This window comes from Gordonia heveisoli, assembly GCF_030315745.1.
GTDB lineage: Bacteria > Actinomycetota > Actinomycetes > Mycobacteriales > Mycobacteriaceae > Gordonia.
This window is the reverse complement of the sequence record NZ_JASXSH010000022.1, coordinates 1-19,159: the sequence shown is the minus strand read 5'-3', so window position 1 is coordinate 19,159 and position 19,159 is coordinate 1. Positions and strand designations below refer to the sequence as shown.

Below are 19,159 nucleotides of genomic sequence, written 5' to 3'. Positions count from 1 at the left end.
TCCGGGCGCGTACTTGAACTCAGTGGGCGCACGCCGACCGGAGGTCGGTAGGGATGTGACGGTGCGCCCTCCGGGCGCGTACTTGAACTCAGTGTGATGGTGCCCCCAGTCGGACTCGAACCGACACTTGGCGGATTTTAAGTCCGCTGCCTCTGCCAATTGGGCTATAGGGGCCTCGTTGTCATTCGTACACAGCATGTCATGACGCTCCTGTGTAGAACTTGTTGCCCCACTTAAGTTAATGGTGATAACTTAACGCCGATATGACGGCCGGGGGGCTTCGTGGTTCCGACCGGGGTGGATCGATCGATAGTCTTCTGGGTGGGGGAATTCTATGTTGGCTGGGATGACGAAACGCATCATCGCGATGCCGAAACGTGTGTTGATCGTCGCGGTGCTGTTCCTGGCGCTGTGCGGGGCATATGGTGCCACCGCGGCCCAGCATCTTCTGGCCGGCGGCTACAGCGATCCACAATCGGAATCCTCGCAGGCCAACGACGTCCTGGCGGACACCTTCGACCGTGGCGGCGTCCAGGCGGTGATCAAACTCGACGCACCCGCCCCGACCGATGTCACCCAGAGTGCAACCGTCCGTGAGGTCGCCTATGAGCTGGTCACCGCGCTCAAGACGACCGACTATGTGCAGCAACCGATCCTGTCGTACTGGACCACGCCGCAGCTCGCGACATCGCTGGTCAGTAGCGACCGGACGTCGGCGCTCATCATCGTCGGACTCGCGGGCGGTGAGGACAAGGCGCCCGCTCACGCCGAGGAACTGGCGGACCGATTCGCCGGTGAACGATCCGGCGTCACCATCCGTGTCGGTGGTGAGGGTGCGGTCTACAGCCAGGTAAACGAGCAGACCTCGCGGGACCTCGCCATCGCCGAGGGCATCGCGATCCCGATCAGCTTCCTCGTCCTCATCGTCGTCTTCGGTGGTGTTGTCGCCGCATCGCTGCCGATCATCATCGGGATCGTGTCGATCGTGGCGACCTTCGCCCTGCTGCGTTTCATCGCCGAGTTCACCGAGGTGTCGATCTTCGCCCTCAACCTGACCACCGCGTTGGGGTTGGCACTCGCCATCGACTATGCGCTGCTGCTGCTCACGCGCTATCGCGAGGAGGTCGCGGGAGGCCGCGACCGGGCCGATGCCATCGTCAAGACATTGGCCACTGCCGGTCGGACGGTCGCATTCTCCGCGGTGACCGTCGCGCTCGCACTGTGCGCACTGGCGATCTTCCCGATGTACTTCCTGCGGTCGTTCGCGTACGCGGGCCTCGGCGTCGTCGCGGTCGCGGTGTTCGCCGCGCTCATCCTCACGCCGGCGATGCTGATGGTGCTCGGTGACCGCATCGACGCGTGGGATGTGCGCGGACCGGTTCGTCGCCTGTTGCGCCGGCCGGAGCCTGCGCCGAAGGCGGCCGAGGACACCTGGTGGTATCGGTTCGTGCAGGGCGTGCTGCGACGTGCGCTGCCGGTCGCCGCCGGCGCGACGATCTTCCTCCTGATCCTCGGTGCGCCGTTCCTGTCGATCAAGTTCGGCTTCCCCGACGATCGGGTGCTGCCCAAATCTGCGGAGGCGCATGTCATCCAGGAAGAGATCCGTGCCGACTTCGAGGGTGACCTGTCCTCGACGATCTCGGTCGTGGTCACCGGGACGGCGGACACCGCTTCCGTCGGTGCCTATGCACAGGACTTGTCGAAGGTCGCCGACGTCACTTCGGTGACCTCGTCGGCGGGGACCTTCATCGGCGGCAAGGCGGTCGGCCCCGGAAGCCCCGCGGATTCGTCGGGGGAGGTGCATCTCATCACCGTCGCCACCGACGCCCAGCCGATGACGGATGCCGGTAGCGATCAGTTGCAGCGGTTACGCGACGTCGCCGTGCCGCCCGGCCTGGAGGTCAAGTTCGCCGGGCAGCAGGCCATCAACGACGACACCGTCGGCTCGATCTACGCACATCTGCCGTGGGTGCTCGGGGTGATCGCCATCGCAACCTTCGTGCTGCTGTTCCTGTTCACCGGCAGTGTGGTGCTGCCGATCAAGGCGCTCGTGCTCAACATCCTGTCGCTGTCGGCGACCTTTGGTGCGATGGTGTGGTTCTTCCAGGACGGACACCTTGGCGGATTGGGCAGCACCGCAACCGGATATCTGGTCGCGACGATGCCGGTACTGATGTTCTGCATCGCCTTCGGGCTGTCGATGGACTACGAGGTGTTCCTGCTCGGTCGCATCCGGGAGGAATGGCTGGCCTCGGATCGCTCCCGGGCCGCCAACGATCATGCGGTGGCTCTCGGGCTGGCCAAGACCGGTCGGGTGATCACGGCGGCCGCCCTGCTGATGAGCATCGTGTTCGCGGGTATCGCCGCGTCCGAGGTCTCTTTCATGCGGATGTTCGGGGTCGGACTGACGATCGCGGTGCTGATGGACGCCACGCTCATCCGGATGCTGCTCGTACCGGCGGTCATGCGCCTCGCCGGGCGTGCCAACTGGTGGGCCCCCGGTCCGCTGCGTCGTCTACACGATCGCATCGGACTGGCTGAGGAAATACCGGAAAGCCGAAGCGAGGAGGTCAGCAGTGGACGCCCGAAGACGAACCCGGTCGCCGCGCGGCTCCGGTGAGATCCTCGCCGAAGAGATCATCGTCGCGGCCAGCGACCTCCTCGTCGAACAGGACGGGGATGCGAAGGTGTCGATCCGGGCGGTGGCGGGCCGCGTCGGGGTGACCCCGCCGTCGATCTATCTGCACTTCGCCGACAAGGACGCGTTGATGGACGCGGTCTGTGCACGTTACTTCGAGCAACTGGACTCGGCGATGGCCGATGCGTCGGTGGATATCGCCGACCCGCTGGAGCGTGGGTTGCAGCAGGGACTCGCCTATGTGCGATTCGCGCTGGCCAACCCGGTGCTGTACCGGATCGCCTTCCGGGCACCGGTCGTGGGCGGGACGTCGTTGCTCGTCGACGAGGTGCTGGCGATGTCGGCGTACCGGCGTTTTGCCGCGGTCGTCGGCGAACTCGCCGACGAGGGCATCTTTGACCATGACGACGTCTACGACATCGTGCTGGAGATGTGGGCGGCAGCGCACGGGGTGGCGTCGCTGATGCTGACCAAACCTGGGCTGGGTTGGGATGACGACCTGCGCCACGCGGAGAACCTGATGCGCGCGATCTGCATCGGCCGCGCCGGCTTGGGGGTTCTCGGGCCGCGCGTCGACCACTCGTATGCGCGCGGGTGGCTGAACGAACAGCGGGAGCGCGTCGAGTCGCCGAACGACAAGATGGTCAAGAGAAGGTAAAGTTTGCAGGGAGGCCGACTCAATCGCGGAACCTGTGGGACGTCGCCGACGTTCACAGGATGTACGTCGATCGAGGTTTGACCGAAATACTCTGACCGACAGCCACTACGGATTCACTACATCCATCAGGATAAGGAGCGCTTCGTGCGAGAGAGCAGCAATCCGGTTATGCGCGGCGTGGTCCGCGACAACCAGACCGGATACGCGGGCTTCGGGGCCGGCTTCGCCGGTGCCGGCCAGGCCGCGATGATGAACCAGTACGGTCAGCCGCAGGTCGACCCGTACACCCAGGCGCCGCCCGCCGCGCGGCAGCTGACGATCGACGATGTGGTCACCAAGACCGCCATCACGCTCGGCGTGCTGACGATCTCGGCGGTCGCCACCTATGCGCTCGTGTCGCAGAACGAGGGCCTCGCCGGAGTCTTCTCCGCGCTGGGTGCGATCGTCGGCCTGGTGCTCGTCCTGGTGGCCTCCTTCGGCCGCAAGCAGGACAACCCGGCCATCGTCCTCGCCTACGCCCTCTTCGAGGGCATGTTCGTCGGATCGATCTCCTACGTATTCGCCAACTGGATGGTGTCCGGCGAGGTCTCGGCCGGTGCGCTCATCGGCCAGGCGGTACTCGGAACGTTCGGTGTGTTCTTCGGCATGCTGTTCGTCTACAAGGTCGGCGCCGTGCGGGTCACCCCGCGGTTCACCCGCATGCTGCTCGCCGGCCTGATCGGTGTGATGGTCCTGATGCTGGGCAACCTGGTGATCTCGCTGTTCACCGGTGAGGTCGGCATCCTGCGCGACGGCGGACCCATCGCCATCATCTTCTCGCTGGTCTGCATCGGCCTGGCCGCCTTCAGCTTCCTGCTGGACTTCGACGCCGCCGATCATCTGATCCGCGCCGGTGCGCCGTCCCGTGCCGCATGGGGCGTCGCGCTCGGCCTGACCGTCACCCTGGTGTGGCTGTACATCGAGATCCTGCGCCTGCTGTCCTACTTCAATTCGGACTAGCCGACGACAGATCCGGCCAACTGCGCCCCACCCGATTTCCCATCGGGTGGGGCGCAGTTTCCTTTGGGTCGCAAAAACAGTGGCGCATACCGCCGTCGGGTTTGTAGCCTCGCTTATGAATTTTGTCGGTGACATGAGTCTGTCCCGGGGAATCCGTCTGAGAGGGGACTACAGCAATGACCGCCGACATACCCGATTCGCGCCTGTCGCGAACCGACCTCACCATCATCGGAACGCTGCTCGTCGCCAGCTTCGTGGTGATCCTGAACGAGACTGTCATGAGCGTGGCTCTGCCGGTGTTGCAGAGCCACCTCGGCGTCGACCCGACGATCGGCCAGTGGCTCACCACGGCCTTCATGCTGACCATGGCGATCGTCATTCCGCTGACGGGATTCCTCATCCAGCGCTTCGGTACACGCACCATGTTCCTCGCCGCGATGACGCTGTTCAGCATCGGGACGATCGTCGCCGCGGTGGCTCCCGGTTTCACCGTGCTGCTGATCGCACGCGTCGTCCAGGCGCTGGGCACGGCGATCATGCTGCCACTGCTGATGACGACGGTCATGACACTGGTACCAGAGCATCGCCGGGGCGTGATGATGGGCAACATCTCCGTGGTGATCGCGGTGGCCCCGGCACTGGGTCCGACGCTGTCGGGTTTCCTGCTCGACCATTTCAGCTGGCGCTCGATCTTCATCGTGGTGGCGCCGATCGCGCTGATCGCGCTGGCGGTGGGCGCCGGGGTAATCCAGCCGACGGCCGGTGCACTGTCGTCGGCGGCGATCGACTTCTGGTCCATCCCGCTGGCGATCCTCGGCTTCGGCGGCGTTGTCTACGGCGTGGTCGGCATCGGTGAGTCGGCCGCTGGCGACGTCGCGGTGCCACCGTGGATCCCGATCGTCGTCGGCGCGTGCGCGCTGGCCGGTTTCGTGGCACGCCAACTGGTACTCCAACGTGAGGATCGGGCACTGCTCGATCTGCGGGTGTTCCGGTCGCGCGTGTTCTCGCTGTCGCTGATCGTGATGCTCGCGGGGATGGCGACGATGATGGGCACCTTCATCGTGGTGCCGTTGTACGCGCAGACGGTGTTGGAGCTCGACGCCTTTCGCACCGGTCTGATCACTCTGCCCGGCGGACTGGTGATGGGTATGGCTGCGCCGCTGATCGGGCGTGTCTACGATCGGCACGGTCCCAGGGTGCTCGTCATCCCCGGCACCATCCTGGTCGCGTCGGGTGTGTGGATGCTGACCATGATCAGCACCGATACCTCGGTGTGGTTGCTGGTCGGTGCGAACCTGGTGCTGTGTCTGGGCCTGGCCGCGACATTCACTCCGCTGATGACCCTCGGGCTGAGTTCGGTGCCGCCGCAGCTTTATTCGTATGGTTCCGCGGTAGTCGGCACCCTGCAGCAGGTGGCGGGCGCGGTCGGCACCGCACTGTTCATCACGGTGATGACCGTGGTGTCGACTCACCAGAAGGAGAATGGCGTCCCGGCGCTGCAGGCCGACACCGACGGGGTGCGCACGGTCTTCCTGGTGGCCGGGGTGCTCGGCATCGTGCTGGTGCTACTCGGACTCCTCGTCCGACGTCCGCCCGCGGCGGAGGCGGCCGCGCGTGAAGACGAGCCGGTTGTCGACGAGGAACTCGACGACCCCGACGATCAGCCGGTTCCGGTGGGTTGACCCCGGGCGAACAAGAAACGATCCGGCCCGGCCGACGAGAGGTCGTCGGCCGGGCCGGATCGTGTTGTCGGTGAAGCCGTCTCAGCTGAGACGTTCGAGCACCATCGCCATACCCTGGCCACCGCCGACGCACATCGACTCGATGCCGAATGTCTTGTCGTGGGTGCGCAGGTTGTTGAGCAGCGTGGTGGTGATGCGTGCACCGGTCATGCCGAACGGGTGGCCGAGGGCGATCGCGCCACCGGAGACGTTCAGCTTGTCGTGGTCGATACCCAGCTCGTTGGCCGAACCGAGGACCTGAACCGCGAAGGCCTCGTTGATCTCCACCAGGTCGATGTCCGAGATCGACATGCCGGTCTGCTTGAGCACCTTGCGGATCGCCTCGATCGGGCCAAGACCCATGATCTCGGGGGACAGACCGGTCGCGGCGGTGGCCACGACCCGGGCCAGCGGGGTCAGGCCGAGTGCCTTGGCCTTGGTGTCACTCATGATCACCAGGGCGGCGGCACCGTCGTTGAGCGGACAGGCGTTACCCGCGGTGATGGTGCCGTCGGGGCGGAAGACCGGCTTGAGCTGGCTGATCTTCTCGTAGGTGGTACCGGCGCGCGGACCGTCGTCGGTGGTCACCTGGGTGCCGTCGGCGAGCGTGATCGGGTCGATCTCGCGGGCGAAGAACCCATCGGCGATGGCCTTCTCGGCGCGGTTCTGGCTGAGCACACCCCAGCGGTCCTGGTCTTCACGGGAGATGCCGGTCAGCGACGCGACGTTCTCGGCGGTCTCGCCCATCGGGATGTAGACGTCGGGGATCAGGCCTGCGGCCCGCGGGTCGGTCCATGCCGGAGCGCCGCCCTCGGTGGCCTTGGCGGTGCGGGCCTGGGCGTCGGCGAAGAGCGGGTTCTTGGAATCGGGTGCACCGTCCGCGCCGCCGGACACGCCGAACGACGAGACGCTCTCGACGCCACCGGAGATGATCACGTCGGCTTCGCCCGCCTTGATCGCGTGCAGCGCCATGCGGGTGGTCTGCAGCGAGGACGAGCAGTAGCGGTTCACGGTGACGCCGGGGATGTGGTCATAACCGAGTTCGACGGCGATCACGCGGGCGATGTTGTAGCCGCCCTGGCCACCGGGCTGACCGATGCCCCAGTGGATGTCCTCGATGTCGGCGGGATCGAGTTCGGGCACCTTGGCGAGAGCTGCGGCCACCATCTGGCGGGAGAGTTCGTCGGGCCGGACGTCCTTGAGGGACCCCTTTCCGGCACGACCGATGGGCGAACGGGCATGGGCAACGATGACGGCTTCAGTCATGGCGATAGATTACGCCCACCAAGCAGGTGCTTGGTATCGGGTCGGGTAGGTATGCGTGCGACCGGTCAGCCGACACCGAGATGGCCGAGGATCCGATGCCCGAATCGATGCTGTTCGGCGGCCTCGGAGACCTCCGGCGGCTGGGGTAGGGGAGCCGGTCCCCATTCGCCGATCGCGGCCAGCACCTCGGGCAGCAGGATGTCGGCGGCCAGGGCGTATCCGGCCGCGGACGGGTGATAGTTGTCGGCGGAGAACATGTTCTCGGGTTCGGCGAGGAACTCCTTGGTCAGCAGATCGGCCATCGGCACGGCACGTCCGCCCGCGGCCCGTACCGCGCCGCGCTGTGCGGCCGCGAGCCGCAGGCCCCATCCGCGCAGCACCGATCGAAGCGGCTGCGGGATCGCGGTGATCACCCCGAAGTCGGGGCAGGTGCCGACGACGACCTGTGCGTCCACCTCCCGCAGACGACGAACCGCGTCCCCGAGCCTGCGCGCCGACGACCGGATGCCGTTGCTGGCGGTGACATCGTTGGCGCCGATCAGGATGACCGCGACGTCGGGCCGCTGTCGGGCGATGAGCATCGCGTCGATCTGGGCGGCCAACCCCTTCGAGGTGGCACCCACGATGGCCTTGTTGCTGTAGTGCACGCGGTGTCCGGTGTCGGCGGCCACGCGCCGGGCCAGTTGGACGCCCGGGGTCTCATCCGCGGTGTCGGCGCCGAGTCCGGCCGCGGTCGAATCCCCGAAGACGGTCAGGTGCAGGTCGACGACGTCGTCGCGGCCGAGCGGGATCGGTCCCTGTCCGTCGCCGAGGTAGACGCCGTCGCCGTCGGGTGCGTTGTCGGTGCGGTGCGGGATCGTGGTGCGTGCGGTCGCGGCCTGATAGTGCAGGTAGTTGTAGAAGGCCCAGGATGCGCCGGTTGCGGCGGCGGTGGCCGCCGCGGTGGCGCCGACGTCGCGCAGGGTGGGATGGTCCCGTAGCTCCTGCATCACCCGCAGGGCCGGGTTGAGCACTCGTGCGCTGTCCGGGGTCGCCACGTCGTCCAGTCTAGAGGGCGAGAATCGCCCATCCCGGGTGCAACTCGACACCGGATTTCGGACACCGATGACGACTCTGGGACGATGGACGTATGCGCATCGCCAATCATGTGATCGACCTGGTGGGCAACACCCCGCTGGTCAAGCTCAACTCGGTGACCACCCCCGGATCGGGGCTGGTCGCGGCCAAGGTCGAATACCTGAATCCGGGTGGTAGCAGCAAGGACCGTATCGCGGTCAAGATGGTCGATGCCGCCGAGGCGTCGGGTGAGCTCAAGCCGGGCGGCACCATCGTCGAGCCGACCTCCGGCAACACCGGCGTGGGACTGGCGCTCGTCGCCCAGCAGCGTGGTTACAAGTGCGTGTTCGTGTGTCCGGACAAGGTGGGTGAGGACAAGCGCAACGTGCTGCGTGCCTACGGCGCGGAGGTCGTGGTGTGCCCGACCGCGGTCGAGCCGTCGCACCCGGACAGCTACTACAACGTCTCCGACCGGCTCACCCGGGAGATCCCCGGCGCATGGAAGCCCAATCAGTACGCCAACCCGGCCGGGCCGCAGAGCCATTACGAGACGACGGGCCCCGAGATCTGGCGGGACACCGACGGCACGGTGACGCATTTCGTCGCGGGCGTCGGTACCGGCGGCACCATCACCGGCACCGGCCGGTACCTCAAGGAGGTGTCCGGCGGCGCGGTGAAGGTCGTCGGCGTCGATCCCGAGGGATCGGTGTACTCCGGCGGCACCGGGCGGCCGTACCTCGTCGAAGGTGTGGGTGAGGATTTCTGGCCGGACGCCTACGACCCGTCGATCCCGGACGAGATCATCGCGGTCTCCGACGCCGACTCCTTCGACATGACCCGGCGCCTGGCCCGCGAAGAGGGTCTGCTGGTGGGTGGATCGTGTGGGATGGCCGTCGTCGCCGCGCTCCAGGTTGCCGAACGTGAGGGGCCCGACGCCGTCGTCGTCGTACTGCTGCCCGACGGCGGGCGCGGCTACATGGCGAAGATCTTCAACGACGAGTGGATGAGCAGCTACGGCTTCCTGCGCAGCCCCCTCGGCGGCAAGGCAACCGACGCCCTCGTCGGAGATGTGTTGCGCGGCAAGACCGGTGCCCTGCCCGATCTGGTGCACACCCACCCGCAGGAGACCCTGCGCGACGCCATCGAGATCCTGCGCGAATACGGCGTCTCGCAGATGCCGGTCGTCAAGGCCGAACCGCCGGTCATGGCCGGTGAGGTGGCAGGCGCGGTCACCGAGCGCGACCTGCTGTCGGCGGTCTTCGAGGGACGTGCGAGCCTCGCCGACCCGGTGTCCGCCCACATGGGTGCCCCGTTCCCGCTGATCGGTTCCGGTGAGCCGGTCCCCGCGGCGACCAAGGCGCTCGGCGAATCCGACGCGCTGATGGTCGTCGAGGACGGCAAGCCCATCGGTGTCATCACCCGTCATGATCTGCTGGCATTCGTCAGCAGCCATCCCATCGTCGGTTAGGAGTAGTCGTGAGTGACCAGCGAGGTTTTTCCACCCGGGCCATCCACGCCGGATATGAGCCCGATCCGCTGACCGGCGCGGTCAACGTGCCGATCTACGCCAGCTCGACCTTCGCCCAGGACGGAGTCGGTGGACTGCGCGGCGGATTCGAGTACGCGCGCACCGGCAACCCGACCCGACGGGCCCTCGAAGCGAACCTCGCCGCCCTCGAAGGCGGCACCTACGGGCGTGGGTTCGCCTCCGGTATGGCCGCCACCGACACGCTGTTGCGGTCGGCGTTGCGGCCCGGCGACCATCTGGTGATCCCGAATGACGCCTACGGCGGCACGTTCCGGCTGATCGACAAGGTCTTCACGCAGTGGGGGATCACCTACTCGGTTGCCCCGGTCACCGACATCGACGCGGTGCGAGCCGCGGTGCGCCCGGAGACGAAGCTGGTGTGGGTGGAGACGCCCACGAACCCGCTGCTCAACGTCGGCGACATCGAGGCGCTGGCCGGTGTCGCCCACGACGCCGGCGCAAAGCTGGTGGTGGACAACACCTTCGCCTCGCCGTACCTCCAGCAGCCGTTGAGTCTGGGTGCCGACGTCGTACTGCATTCGACCACCAAGTATCTGGGTGGGCATTCCGATGTCGTCGGCGGTGCCCTCGTCACCGACGACGAGGAACTCGACGCTGCCTTCGCTTTCCTGCAGAACGGGGCGGGTGCCGTGCCGGGGCCGTTCGACGGCTACCTGACCTTGCGCGGGATCAAGACCCTCGCGGTGCGGATGGACCGCCATTGCGACAACGCCGAGAAGGTCGTCGACTTCCTGTCCGGCCACGCCAAGATCGAGTCGGTGCTCTACCCGGGACTTCCCGGCCATCCCGGCCATGAGGTTGCGGCCAAGCAGATGAAGCGGTTCGGTGGCATGATCTCGGTCCTGGTCGCCGGCGGAATCGATGCGGCCAAGGACTTCTGTGCCCGTACCGAGGTGTTCACCCTGGCCGAGTCGCTGGGCGGCATCGAGTCCCTGATCGAGCATCCGGGTGCGATGACCCACGCGTCGACGGCCGGATCGCTGCTCGAGGTCCCCGACAACCTGGTGCGCCTGTCGGTGGGCATCGAGGATATCGACGACATCCTGGGCGATCTGGAGAACGCCCTGCGCTGAGTGTGGTGGACCCATGCTGATCACCGAAGGGGAGATCGCCGACGCGGCGACGGCGCTGGCCCCGGTCATGCGCCGCACCCCGGTGATCGCGTCGCGCGTGCTGTCGGATCGCTGTGGGGCGCAGGTCTGGATCAAATGCGAGAACCTGCAACGCACCGGCTCCTTCAAACCGCGCGGCGCTTACCTCCGCATTTCCCGGTTGAGTGCCGAGGAACGGTCGCGCGGAGTGGTGGCCGCGAGTGCCGGTAATCACGCACAAGGGGTGGCGTGGGCGGCGACCGACCTGGGCATCGCCAGCCGGGTGTACATGCCGGCCGGCGCATCGCTGCCCAAGATCGCGGCGACCAAGGCCTATGGGGCGCAGGTGATCCTGGGTGGCGCCACGGTCGATGACGCGCTGGTCGCGGCCCAGGCGTACGCCGACGACACGGGTGCGGTGCTCATCCATCCTTTCGATCACCGTGACATCGTGCTCGGGCAGGCGACGCTCGGTGCGGAGATCATGGAGCAGGTGCCCGATGTGGCGACGATCGTGGTGCCGACCGGTGGGGGCGGGCTGCTGGCCGGTATCGCGGCGGCGATCAAACCGCGCCGACCCGACGTCGGCATCGTCGGCGTGCAGGCCGCGGCGGCCGCAGCGTGGCCTGCGTCGTTGCGACGCGGATATCCGGTTGCGGCCGAGTCGATGAACACGATGGCCGACGGCATCGCGGTGGCCACGCCGGGAACGGTGCCCTTTGACTACGTTCGCCGCTATGTGGATTCGGTCGTCACGGTCTCTGAGGAGGCGCTGTCCTCGGCGCTGGTCCTGATGCTCGAACGAGCCAAACTGGTGATCGAGCCGGCCGGGGTCGCCGGGATTGCGGCGTTGTGCAGCGGCGCGCTCGACGTCACCGGACCGGTCTGCGTGGTGGCCTCGGGCGGCAATATCGACCCGTTGTTGCTGACCCATGTCACCACCCACGGACTCACCGCGGCCGGCCGGTTCCTGACTGTGTCGGCGGTGGTCTCGGACCGGCCGGGCGGACTGATCGCCTTGCTGGAACTGCTCCGCGATCACGGCGCGAGTGTCGTCGATGTCGTCCATTCCCGCGTCGCCGACGATCTCTACCTCGGTGAGGTTGCCGTCACGGTCAGTGTGGAGACCCGCGGGGTCGAACATCAGCGACAGGTTCGACGGGCACTGGCCGAGGCGGGTTTTCTCCGCGAGGATTAGCGACCGCGGTCGCCCAACCGCGCTACCGACCGGAACCGTTCAGGTCGCCGGGTCGAGTTTTGCGAAATGGCGCAGCGTGTCGGCTTAGACCGTCTTGAACACCGACGACGCGGTGGGAGCGGAAAACGCCGTGACCGCTCGCGCCGACGACGGCAGTTCCAGGGCGAAAGCCCAGACTAGTCGGCTACCCACCTCGGCCGGGCTGATCTCGGTCAGTTCGCCGAATCGGCGGATGCCCGGCACGCTCGCGTCTCGAACCCGAAAGGCATTGTGGTACCTACCGGTGTCGGGATCCGCTGTCCAGCTGAAGAACTCCTCGTGCAGGGTGGCCAAGCCACGGGCCAGCTTTGCCGTGCGGGTGGTGCCCACCCCGTAGGGTGCCGGCGCGGTGAACTCGATGGATGTGATCGCCTTGCACCAGTCCAGGGTGTGCTGGCGGGTCAGCTCGGCCCAGGCACGTGCCGGGGATACGGGAATGCGCACGTCGATGCGGTAGCTGATCGGGGCGCGGTCGAAGAAGTCGAGTTCGAAGGACTCGAGAGCGTAGCTGCGTGCCATGCTCCATTCAAACATGGATCACTCTGCGCGAACATGGATGACTACGCTGGTCTGGTGTCCTCGTCACCTCCGCCGCAGTCCGACTCGGTGAACCCGACCGTGTCAGAACCGGATACGCCGGTGCTCGCGGTGTTGGGGCCGGTGGCGGTGACAACGACGGATGGACTGGTGCCGCGCAGCCTGATCGAGGTGCCCGGAACCCGCGCACGTCGTCTGCTCACCTCGCTGGTGCTCGCCGACGGGCGTGCTCGCTCCGCGGACCGGCTGATCGACGACGTCTGGGGCGACGAGCCGCCACGGTCCCCGTCGTCGGCGCTACAGACCCAGATTTCGCGGTTGCGGACACTCGTCGGCGCGGGATCGATCGAACAGTCCGGCAACGGTTACCGGTTGCGCGGCTGTCGCACGGATCTCGACGTCGTCGGCGAACTGATCGCGACCGGAACTGCCGACGGGCTGGCCCACGCCACGCAGTGGTGGCGCGGTACTCCCGGTGACGATCTCGGTGCGGACACGCCACTGGCGGCCGAACTGGTGGTCCGCGCGGAGAAGCTGGCCGCCGCACTCACCTCCCGGCGCATCGCGGTCGCTTTCGACGACGGCGATTTCGACACTGCGATCACGTTGTCGCAGAACCTGTGTGACGCGGATCCGCTGGACGAGACCGCGCACCTCGCGTCGATGCGGGCGCTGGCATCGGCTGGGCGCGCCGCCGATGCGCTGTCGGTTTACGCGCGGTTGCGACGGTCGCTGAGCGCCGAACTCGGCGTCGACCCGGGCGCCCAGATCTCTGCACTGCATGACGAACTGCTCGCCGGTGCGACGCCGGTACCGGCCGGGGACGGTCGACGAATGTCGCGGATGAGTGGATTGTTCGCGGAGGCAACCGAACTCATCGGACGCACCGATGACATCGAGAGATTGTCGGGGTTGCTGTCGCGGTATCGGCTGGTCACTGTCCAAGGGCCGGGCGGGGTCGGCAAGACGCGCGTGGCCAATCGGGTGGGCCATCGCGCAGTCGAGTCGGGCCGGGATGTCTTCTATGTCCCCTTGGCGCCGATCCGAGACCCCGCCGACCTCGTCCCGGCGATCGCGGCGGCGGTCGGTGTCGGTGAGGCCGAGATCGGTACCGGCGGCCGGCCCCGGATCTCGGTCGGTGACCTTGCCGACCGTCTGGTCGATGCGCTGCGTGGTCGTCCGACCCTGCTGATCCTGGACAATTGCGAGCAGATCGTCGACCGGTGTGCGGCGGTCGTCGCCGACCTGCTGCGCGCCGACCCGGAACTCACCGTTCTCACCACGAGCCGTGCCCCGTTGCAGTTGGCCGCCGAGTACATCTACCAACTCGACGTTCTCGCTACCGATGGCGCCGCTCCGGCCGTCCGACTCTTCACCGAACGTGCCCGAGCGGTCCGGCCCGATGCCGATCTGGCGCCGGACGCGGTGGTTGAGCTGTGTCGTCATCTCGACGGCTTGCCGCTGGCGATCGAACTGGCGGCGGCGCGGGTCCGGACCATGACGGTCGGCGAGATCTCCGCGCGGCTGGTCGAGCGATTCGCCCTCTTGCGCGGTTCGGATCGGTCGGCGCCCGATCGTCATCGCACTCTGCACGCCGTCATCGAATGGAGCTGGGACCTACTGGATGACGATGCACAATCGGCGTTGCGCAGGTTGTGCCGGTTCCCCGGCGGATTCACCCGTGCCGCTGCTGCCGAAGCGTTGGGCGACGACAGTTTCCGGCTCGACGACACGCTGGCCGCGCTGGTCAACCAGTCTCTGCTCACCGTGCGCGAATCCGGTGGACGGGTGCGCTACCGCATGCTGGAGATGGTGCGCGAATTCGGCGAGGAGAAGCTGACCGCCGACGAGGGCGCCGCAGTCATGAGCGCGCTGCGGCGGTGGGCGACGGCTTTCGCCACCGCGGTGATGGACCGCTATGACCATGGTGCCGACGACGATCTGCTCGCAACGGTGATCCCCGATGCGGAGAACCTGGTGTGGGTGTTGCGGGATTGCCTGCAGGAACTCGGGCGGCGTGATCGAACCGATCGCACCGGGGCCGTCGACGATGTGGTCGCGTGCGTGGTGCGGGTGTTTCCGGTCCTGGCCGGCCACTGGGTGGCGCGGGGCCTGCAACCGGAGGTCATGAACTGGGGGCTGCGTATCATCGCCGTCTTGCCGACCCCGCCGCGCGATCTTCCCGACGACTTGCGCCGGGCGTGGTCGGCGACCGTGCTGGCGTCACTCGTTCACCAGATGGTGCACCGCAACCTGCGCACCATGGCGATCGGGCGCTACCACCTGCGCATTCTGTACCGTCCCGATCAGATGTACACGGAACCAACGGATCTCGTGACCGCATGTGTACTGAGCGGGTCGGTGCCGGGTGCGATCCGGCATGTGGTGCGCGCGACGCGGGCCGCCAACGTGCGGGTGGCGGTCACCGCGTTGTCGATTCGGATGAACATCCGGGAGAACTTCGGCGACCTCGACGGCGCGTTGCGCGATGCACACGACATCCAGGGCCGCACCGGATCGGGTGGGGATTCGTGGATGGCGGCGATGGTCGAGGTCAGCATCGGGAGTATCCACGGGCAGCAGGAACGGTGGGTGCCCGCCGTCGAGCACTACCGATCGGGTATCGGTCATCTTGCTCGACTGCAAGCGCATGACGATGAGATGCAGGCCCGGTGCTACCTCGTCGTAACCCTGGTGGCACTCGGTGAACTCGACAGTGCGGCAGAAGAACTCGCGGTGGTCGCGAATGGCTGGACGCCCGCGATGCCGGACCCGCAGGGCGGACCGGAAACGTCGGCCGCGGTGATACTCGCCCACGCGGAGCTGGAGTTCGCGCGCGGTCACGAGGCATTGGCCGCGCAATGCTACGTACGCGCGGCCGATCTGCTCAAGCGTGAACACCCGCTCGGCGCCCTCGACCCGGGCGTGGTGATGATGATCGCGGTTGCGGTCGTCGGATTGACCCGCGCCGGTTGTGCTGACCTGGCGATGTCCTCGATCCCGATCCTTGCCGACGGGGTCGCCGAGTCATTCTCGGTGCGGGGCTGGGGAGATATTCCGCAGGTGGGGACCGCGTCGCTGGCGGCGGGATATGCGCTGTGCGCGCAGGAATCCACGCGAGGTGACGGGGCTAGGCTGCTGATGCTGTCGCGGCGGATGCGGGCGCGCCGAGACTATCCCGGCTTCGCCGAGGTCAACCGCGAGATGGCCGAACGGTCCCGGTTGTCGGCGCCGGAATGGGCTTCGGTGACAGCGCCTTTCGCTGAGATGCCCCGACGCCAGGCGGCCCGCGAGGTGCAGGCCATCCTGGCGCCGTGGACAACTGGCGGTCGAGACGGTAGTCAGCCTCAGACGTTGCGCATATAGGCGCGGACGGCGAGTGGTGCGAATACCGCGGTGATCGCCGCGGCTCCGACGAGCGACCAGACCAGATGCATTCCGATGTGACCGGTCGAGGTCAGATCACGCACGGCGCTGACCAGGTGGCTGACCGGGTTGACCTTGACGAAGGCCTGTAGCCAGCCGGGCATCGTCTCAACCGGGACGAACGCGTTCGAGATGAAGGTGAGGGGGAACATGATCATCATCGAGACACCCTGTACCGCAGAAGCTTTGCTCATCAGGCAACCCATCAGGGCAAAGATCCAGGACACTGCGAAGCTGCACACGAGGATCAGCACGCCGGAGACGACGACACCGAGAGCATCCGGTCGCCAGCCCATCGCGATACCCACGGTCACGGTGAGTACCGTGGCGATCAGGTAGCGGATCACGTCGGCGAGGAGCGCGCCGGCGAGTGGACTGATCCGTGCGATCGGCAGGGACCGGAAGCGGTCGAACACCCCCTTGTCCATATCCTCACGCAGCTGCGTGCCGGTAACGATGGACGTCATCACCACCGTCTGCACCAGGATGCCCGGGATGATGACGGGTAGGTAGTCGTGGACATTACCGCTCACCGCACCGCCGAAGATGTAGGTGAACATCAGGGTGAAGATGATCGGCTGGAAGGTCACGTCGAAGAGTTGTTCGGGATTGTGCCGGATCTTGAGCACTCCCCGATAGGCCATCGAGAATGATTGGCGCACAGACTCTCCGACGCTCACCGCAGACTTGGCCGGGCGGACTGGGCGGGTGGTGACGGCGGTCGGGTGGGTGATGGTCGTGACGGTCATCGAGCGACCTCCTCGGTGTCGGTGGGCTGGCCGGTGATGGTGAGGAACACCTCGTCGAGGCTGGGCTTCTGCACGGTGATCTCATCGATACCGATGCCGTTCTCGCGCAAGGCGATCAGGACGTCGGGAACCAGGTCGGGTTGATGGAGCGGGATGGTGACGCGGGCGGCCTCGGGGCTGAGGGCCGCGTGCTCGGCCAGGATTCGCTGCCCGATCTCGGCCACTCGGGCGGCGTCGGCGCGGTCGGTCGGTGTCAGTTGCAGGGTGCTCACCCCGATGGAGTGCTTGAGTTCGTCGGCGGTGCCGTCGGCGATCACCACCCCGCGGTCGATGACGGCGATGCGGTCGGCGAGCTGATCGGCTTCGTCGAGGTACTGCGTGGTGAGCAGCACGGTAGAACCCTGGGCGACGAGCGCGCGGATGGTGTCCCACATCTGGGCACGGGTCCGCGGATCGAGGCCGGTGGTTGGCTCGTCGAGGAAGAGCAGCGGCGGGGTGTCGATGAGGCTGGCGGCGAGATCCAGGCGCCGCCGCATACCGCCGGAGAAGTTCTTCAGCGGACGGTTGGCGGCTTCGGTGAGCGAGAACTGGTCGAGCAGTTCCTCGGCACGTGAGCGGGCGGCCGGTCGGGAGAAGCCGAGCAGTCGCGCGAACAGGACGAGATTCTGGGTCGCGGTGAGGTCCTCGTCGACCGAGGCGTACTGGCCGGTCACGCCGACCAGTGAACGTACGGCGACCGATTCGCGCACCACGTCGTGGCCGAAGATGGTCGCCGAACCGGCGTCAGGGCGCAGCAGCGTGGCGAGCATGCTCACGGTGGTGGTCTTACCGGCACCGTTGGGACCGAGCACGCCGTACACCGATCCGGTCGGAACCGCCAGGTCGACGCCGTTGACAGCGCGCGTCGAACCGAAGTGTTTGACCAGGCCCTGGGCGGAGATCGCGAGCTCGCCGGACTGGCGGGCCGGACTCGGCGCAGGCGGGTCGGGGAGGGTTGTCGTAGTCATGTCGTACACGATGCGACGGCGCGCTGTCGTGATGCTTGCATGCGCTTACGTGCCGGTGGCACCCGCTGTCGCGGACCGACCGGCGTCTGGGTCCGACGGCAGGTTCAGGCGGCCGGGTTGTGTGCGGTGGCGGGCAGATCGGTGCGGTAGCGGATCACCTCGGCGACCGTGCCGAGACGCCGTTCGGTAGTCGCGATGGCGGAGGCGAACTGGCTCGGGTCATCGACGTCGGCAACCAGGGCGACGGTGTCTCCGTTGTTGCCGAGCATGAACGGGACCACTGCCGAATAGTGATTGCTGACGACGGCCAGGGGGTGGCCGGCGTCGAACAGGGCGCGGGCGTGGTCGGCGACGGCGGGGTCGTCGTCGAGGACCACCAGGGTGACTTCGGGGCGGGGATGGTGGATTCTCATGTCGTCCATGGTGGTGTGCCCAGATGCGGTGCGACTGTCGTATAGCTGTGAGGTCGCTGTGGCGAGAGGACCGCTGTGACGAGAAGACCGCAGGGCGGGCCGCACGCGACGGTCTCGCCGATGGTCGGGGTGTCGTCCGATCGGATGACGCTGTGCCGCAGGGGATCCGAAATTGTCATACCCGCGATGCACCATTCCTCGCACAGCGGTCGCCACTTCCCGGGGGCCGCACAGTGAGAAGGAAATCCGATGACCGACCCCCAGAATCCCGAACCCCAGCAGTATCCTGCCCAGCCCTATCCCGGCCAGCCGTATCCCGTTCTCCCGAAGAAGAAGAGGGTGTGGCCGTGGGTTCTCGGCGGCATCACCCTCGTCTTCCTGCTCGTCATGGGTGGCTGCGTCGCGCTGATCGGCGGTGCCGCCAACGAGATCGACAAGGAGTCCAAGCGTGAGGTCACGGTGGTCTACCGGGTGACCGGAAACGGTGCGAACGCGTCGATCACGTTCACCGACAAGGACTTCAACATCGCTCAGGAGACGAACGCGAAGCTCCCGTGGGAGAAGACGGTGGTGATCACCGGGCTCGGCAAGACCGCATCGTTGACCGTGACCAACGACGAGAACGACAACGCCAAATCGACCTGCGAGATTCTCGTCGACGGTCAGGTGCGGTTCACCCAGACCGCCGCCGGGCCGTACGCCTCGGCGACCTGCAGTGGTGACGTCGGGTAGATCCCGGACTGGGTGTCGGGGGGGGGGGGGGGGGGGGCCGGCCCCCCCGCGGGGGGGGGGGGGGGCCCCCCGGGGGGGGG

The 19,159-nt window shown here is 67.0% G+C and carries 15 protein-coding genes and 1 tRNA gene; 9 read left to right on the top strand and 7 right to left on the bottom strand.

The window, feature by feature from the left end; all coding sequences use genetic code 11:
• Nucleotides 1-97: 97 nt before the first annotated feature.
• Nucleotides 98-174 (bottom strand) — tRNA-Leu (locus QSJ18_RS16980).
• A gap of 160 nt (nt 175-334) precedes the next feature.
• Here QSJ18_RS16980 and QSJ18_RS16975 point away from each other — a divergent pair.
• The 4 genes from QSJ18_RS16975 (at nt 335) to QSJ18_RS16960 (ending at nt 5,977) form a co-directional block, all read left to right on the top strand.
• Nucleotides 335-2,620, top strand: coding sequence for an MMPL family transporter (locus QSJ18_RS16975; protein WP_286327785.1), 2,286 nt, complete (start codon nt 335-337; stop codon nt 2,618-2,620).
• A complete protein-coding gene (locus tag QSJ18_RS16970) occupies nt 2,577-3,296 on the top strand; it encodes a TetR/AcrR family transcriptional regulator (protein WP_286327784.1) in 720 nt (239 codons plus the stop codon). The genes QSJ18_RS16975 and QSJ18_RS16970 overlap by 44 nt, the downstream gene beginning before the upstream one ends.
• Nucleotides 3,297-3,440: 144 nt before the next feature.
• Nucleotides 3,441-4,295 carry a Bax inhibitor-1/YccA family protein gene (locus tag QSJ18_RS16965; protein WP_286327783.1) on the top strand — a complete coding sequence of 285 codons (855 nt, stop codon included), beginning with the start codon at nt 3,441-3,443 and terminating at the stop codon, nt 4,293-4,295.
• Nucleotides 4,296-4,471: 176 nt separating this feature from the next.
• Nucleotides 4,472-5,977 (top strand): MDR family MFS transporter, encoded by a 1,506-nt coding sequence (locus QSJ18_RS16960; RefSeq protein ID WP_286327782.1) that lies wholly within the window; start codon nt 4,472-4,474, stop codon nt 5,975-5,977.
• Between the two features lie 81 nt (nt 5,978-6,058).
• On the opposite strand, the gene QSJ18_RS16955 is transcribed toward QSJ18_RS16960, so the two are convergent.
• Both QSJ18_RS16955 and QSJ18_RS16950 read right to left on the bottom strand, forming a co-directional pair.
• Nucleotides 6,059-7,282, bottom strand: coding sequence for an acetyl-CoA C-acetyltransferase (locus tag QSJ18_RS16955; protein WP_286327781.1), 1,224 nt, complete (start codon nt 7,280-7,282; stop codon nt 6,059-6,061).
• 65 nt (nt 7,283-7,347) lie between these two features.
• Complete coding sequence (locus tag QSJ18_RS16950) at nt 7,348-8,271, bottom strand: SGNH/GDSL hydrolase family protein (RefSeq protein ID WP_286327860.1); 924 nt, start codon at nt 8,269-8,271, stop codon at nt 7,348-7,350.
• Between the two features lie 140 nt (nt 8,272-8,411).
• Here QSJ18_RS16950 and QSJ18_RS16945 point away from each other — a divergent pair, with 140 nt between their 5' ends.
• Genes QSJ18_RS16945 through ilvA form a run of 3 tightly spaced genes read left to right on the top strand, consistent with a single transcriptional unit; the run spans nt 8,412 to nt 12,176 of the window.
• Nucleotides 8,412-9,806 carry a cystathionine beta-synthase gene (locus QSJ18_RS16945; RefSeq protein WP_286327780.1) on the top strand — a complete coding sequence of 465 codons (1,395 nt, stop codon included), beginning with the start codon at nt 8,412-8,414 and terminating at the stop codon, nt 9,804-9,806.
• 8 nt (nt 9,807-9,814) lie between these two features.
• Nucleotides 9,815-10,960 carry a cystathionine gamma-synthase gene (locus tag QSJ18_RS16940; RefSeq protein WP_286327779.1) on the top strand — a complete coding sequence of 382 codons (1,146 nt, stop codon included), beginning with the start codon at nt 9,815-9,817 and terminating at the stop codon, nt 10,958-10,960.
• A gap of 13 nt (nt 10,961-10,973) precedes the next feature.
• Nucleotides 10,974-12,176 (top strand): threonine ammonia-lyase, encoded by a 1,203-nt coding sequence (ilvA, locus tag QSJ18_RS16935; RefSeq protein ID WP_286327778.1) that lies wholly within the window; start codon nt 10,974-10,976, stop codon nt 12,174-12,176.
• Nucleotides 12,177-12,260: 84 nt separating this feature from the next.
• On the opposite strand, the gene QSJ18_RS16930 is transcribed toward ilvA, so the two are convergent.
• Nucleotides 12,261-12,734, bottom strand: a complete 474-nt coding sequence (locus tag QSJ18_RS16930) for an SRPBCC family protein (protein WP_286327777.1) — start codon at nt 12,732-12,734, stop codon at nt 12,261-12,263.
• Nucleotides 12,735-12,767: 33 nt separating this feature from the next.
• Here QSJ18_RS16930 and QSJ18_RS16925 point away from each other — a divergent pair, with 33 nt between their 5' ends.
• Nucleotides 12,768-16,118 carry a BTAD domain-containing putative transcriptional regulator gene (locus tag QSJ18_RS16925; protein ID WP_286327776.1) on the top strand — a complete coding sequence of 1,117 codons (3,351 nt, stop codon included), beginning with the start codon at nt 12,768-12,770 and terminating at the stop codon, nt 16,116-16,118.
• On the opposite strand, the gene QSJ18_RS16920 is transcribed toward QSJ18_RS16925, so the two are convergent.
• The 3 genes from QSJ18_RS16920 to QSJ18_RS16910 all read right to left on the bottom strand — a co-directional run bounded on the left by QSJ18_RS16920 (nt 16,100) and on the right by QSJ18_RS16910 (nt 18,347).
• A complete protein-coding gene (locus QSJ18_RS16920) occupies nt 16,100-16,927 on the bottom strand; it encodes an ABC transporter permease (RefSeq protein WP_286327775.1) in 828 nt (275 codons plus the stop codon). The genes QSJ18_RS16925 and QSJ18_RS16920 overlap by 19 nt on opposite strands.
• Nucleotides 16,924-17,934 carry an ATP-binding cassette domain-containing protein gene (locus tag QSJ18_RS16915; RefSeq protein ID WP_286327774.1) on the bottom strand — a complete coding sequence of 337 codons (1,011 nt, stop codon included), beginning with the start codon at nt 17,932-17,934 and terminating at the stop codon, nt 16,924-16,926. Before QSJ18_RS16915 ends, QSJ18_RS16920 begins: the two co-directional genes overlap by 4 nt.
• A gap of 104 nt (nt 17,935-18,038) precedes the next feature.
• A complete protein-coding gene (locus tag QSJ18_RS16910; RefSeq protein WP_286327773.1) occupies nt 18,039-18,347 on the bottom strand; it encodes a hypothetical protein in 309 nt (102 codons plus the stop codon).
• Between the two features lie 249 nt (nt 18,348-18,596).
• Between QSJ18_RS16910 and QSJ18_RS16905 the strand changes: the two genes are divergently transcribed.
• Nucleotides 18,597-19,079 carry an MmpS family transport accessory protein gene (locus QSJ18_RS16905; protein ID WP_286327772.1) on the top strand — a complete coding sequence of 161 codons (483 nt, stop codon included), beginning with the start codon at nt 18,597-18,599 and terminating at the stop codon, nt 19,077-19,079.
• Nucleotides 19,080-19,159: the final 80 nt, after the last annotated feature.

Bases quoted from the DNA above. Each gene is read 5' to 3' on its own strand.
- QSJ18_RS16930 (WP_286327777.1), bottom strand. From the start codon at position 12,734: ATGGCACGCAGCTACGCTCTCGAGTCCTTCGAACTCGACTTCTTCGAC.
- QSJ18_RS16950 (WP_286327860.1), bottom strand. From the start codon at position 8,271: ATGCAGGAGCTACGGGACCATCCCACCCTGCGCGACGTCGGCGCCACC.
- QSJ18_RS16915 (WP_286327774.1), bottom strand. From the start codon at position 17,934: ATGACTACGACAACCCTCCCCGACCCGCCTGCGCCGAGTCCGGCCCGC.
- QSJ18_RS16910 (WP_286327773.1), bottom strand. From the start codon at position 18,347: ATGAGAATCCACCATCCCCGCCCCGAAGTCACCCTGGTGGTCCTCGAC.
- ilvA (WP_286327778.1), top strand. From the start codon at position 10,974: ATGCTGATCACCGAAGGGGAGATCGCCGACGCGGCGACGGCGCTGGCC.
- QSJ18_RS16975 (WP_286327785.1), top strand. From the start codon at position 335: ATGTTGGCTGGGATGACGAAACGCATCATCGCGATGCCGAAACGTGTG.
- QSJ18_RS16945 (WP_286327780.1), top strand. From the start codon at position 8,412: ATGCGCATCGCCAATCATGTGATCGACCTGGTGGGCAACACCCCGCTG.
- QSJ18_RS16925 (WP_286327776.1), top strand. From the start codon at position 12,768: ATGGATGACTACGCTGGTCTGGTGTCCTCGTCACCTCCGCCGCAGTCC.
- QSJ18_RS16920 (WP_286327775.1), bottom strand. From the start codon at position 16,927: ATGACCGTCACGACCATCACCCACCCGACCGCCGTCACCACCCGCCCA.
- QSJ18_RS16955 (WP_286327781.1), bottom strand. From the start codon at position 7,282: ATGACTGAAGCCGTCATCGTTGCCCATGCCCGTTCGCCCATCGGTCGT.
- QSJ18_RS16905 (WP_286327772.1), top strand. From the start codon at position 18,597: ATGACCGACCCCCAGAATCCCGAACCCCAGCAGTATCCTGCCCAGCCC.
- QSJ18_RS16960 (WP_286327782.1), top strand. From the start codon at position 4,472: ATGACCGCCGACATACCCGATTCGCGCCTGTCGCGAACCGACCTCACC.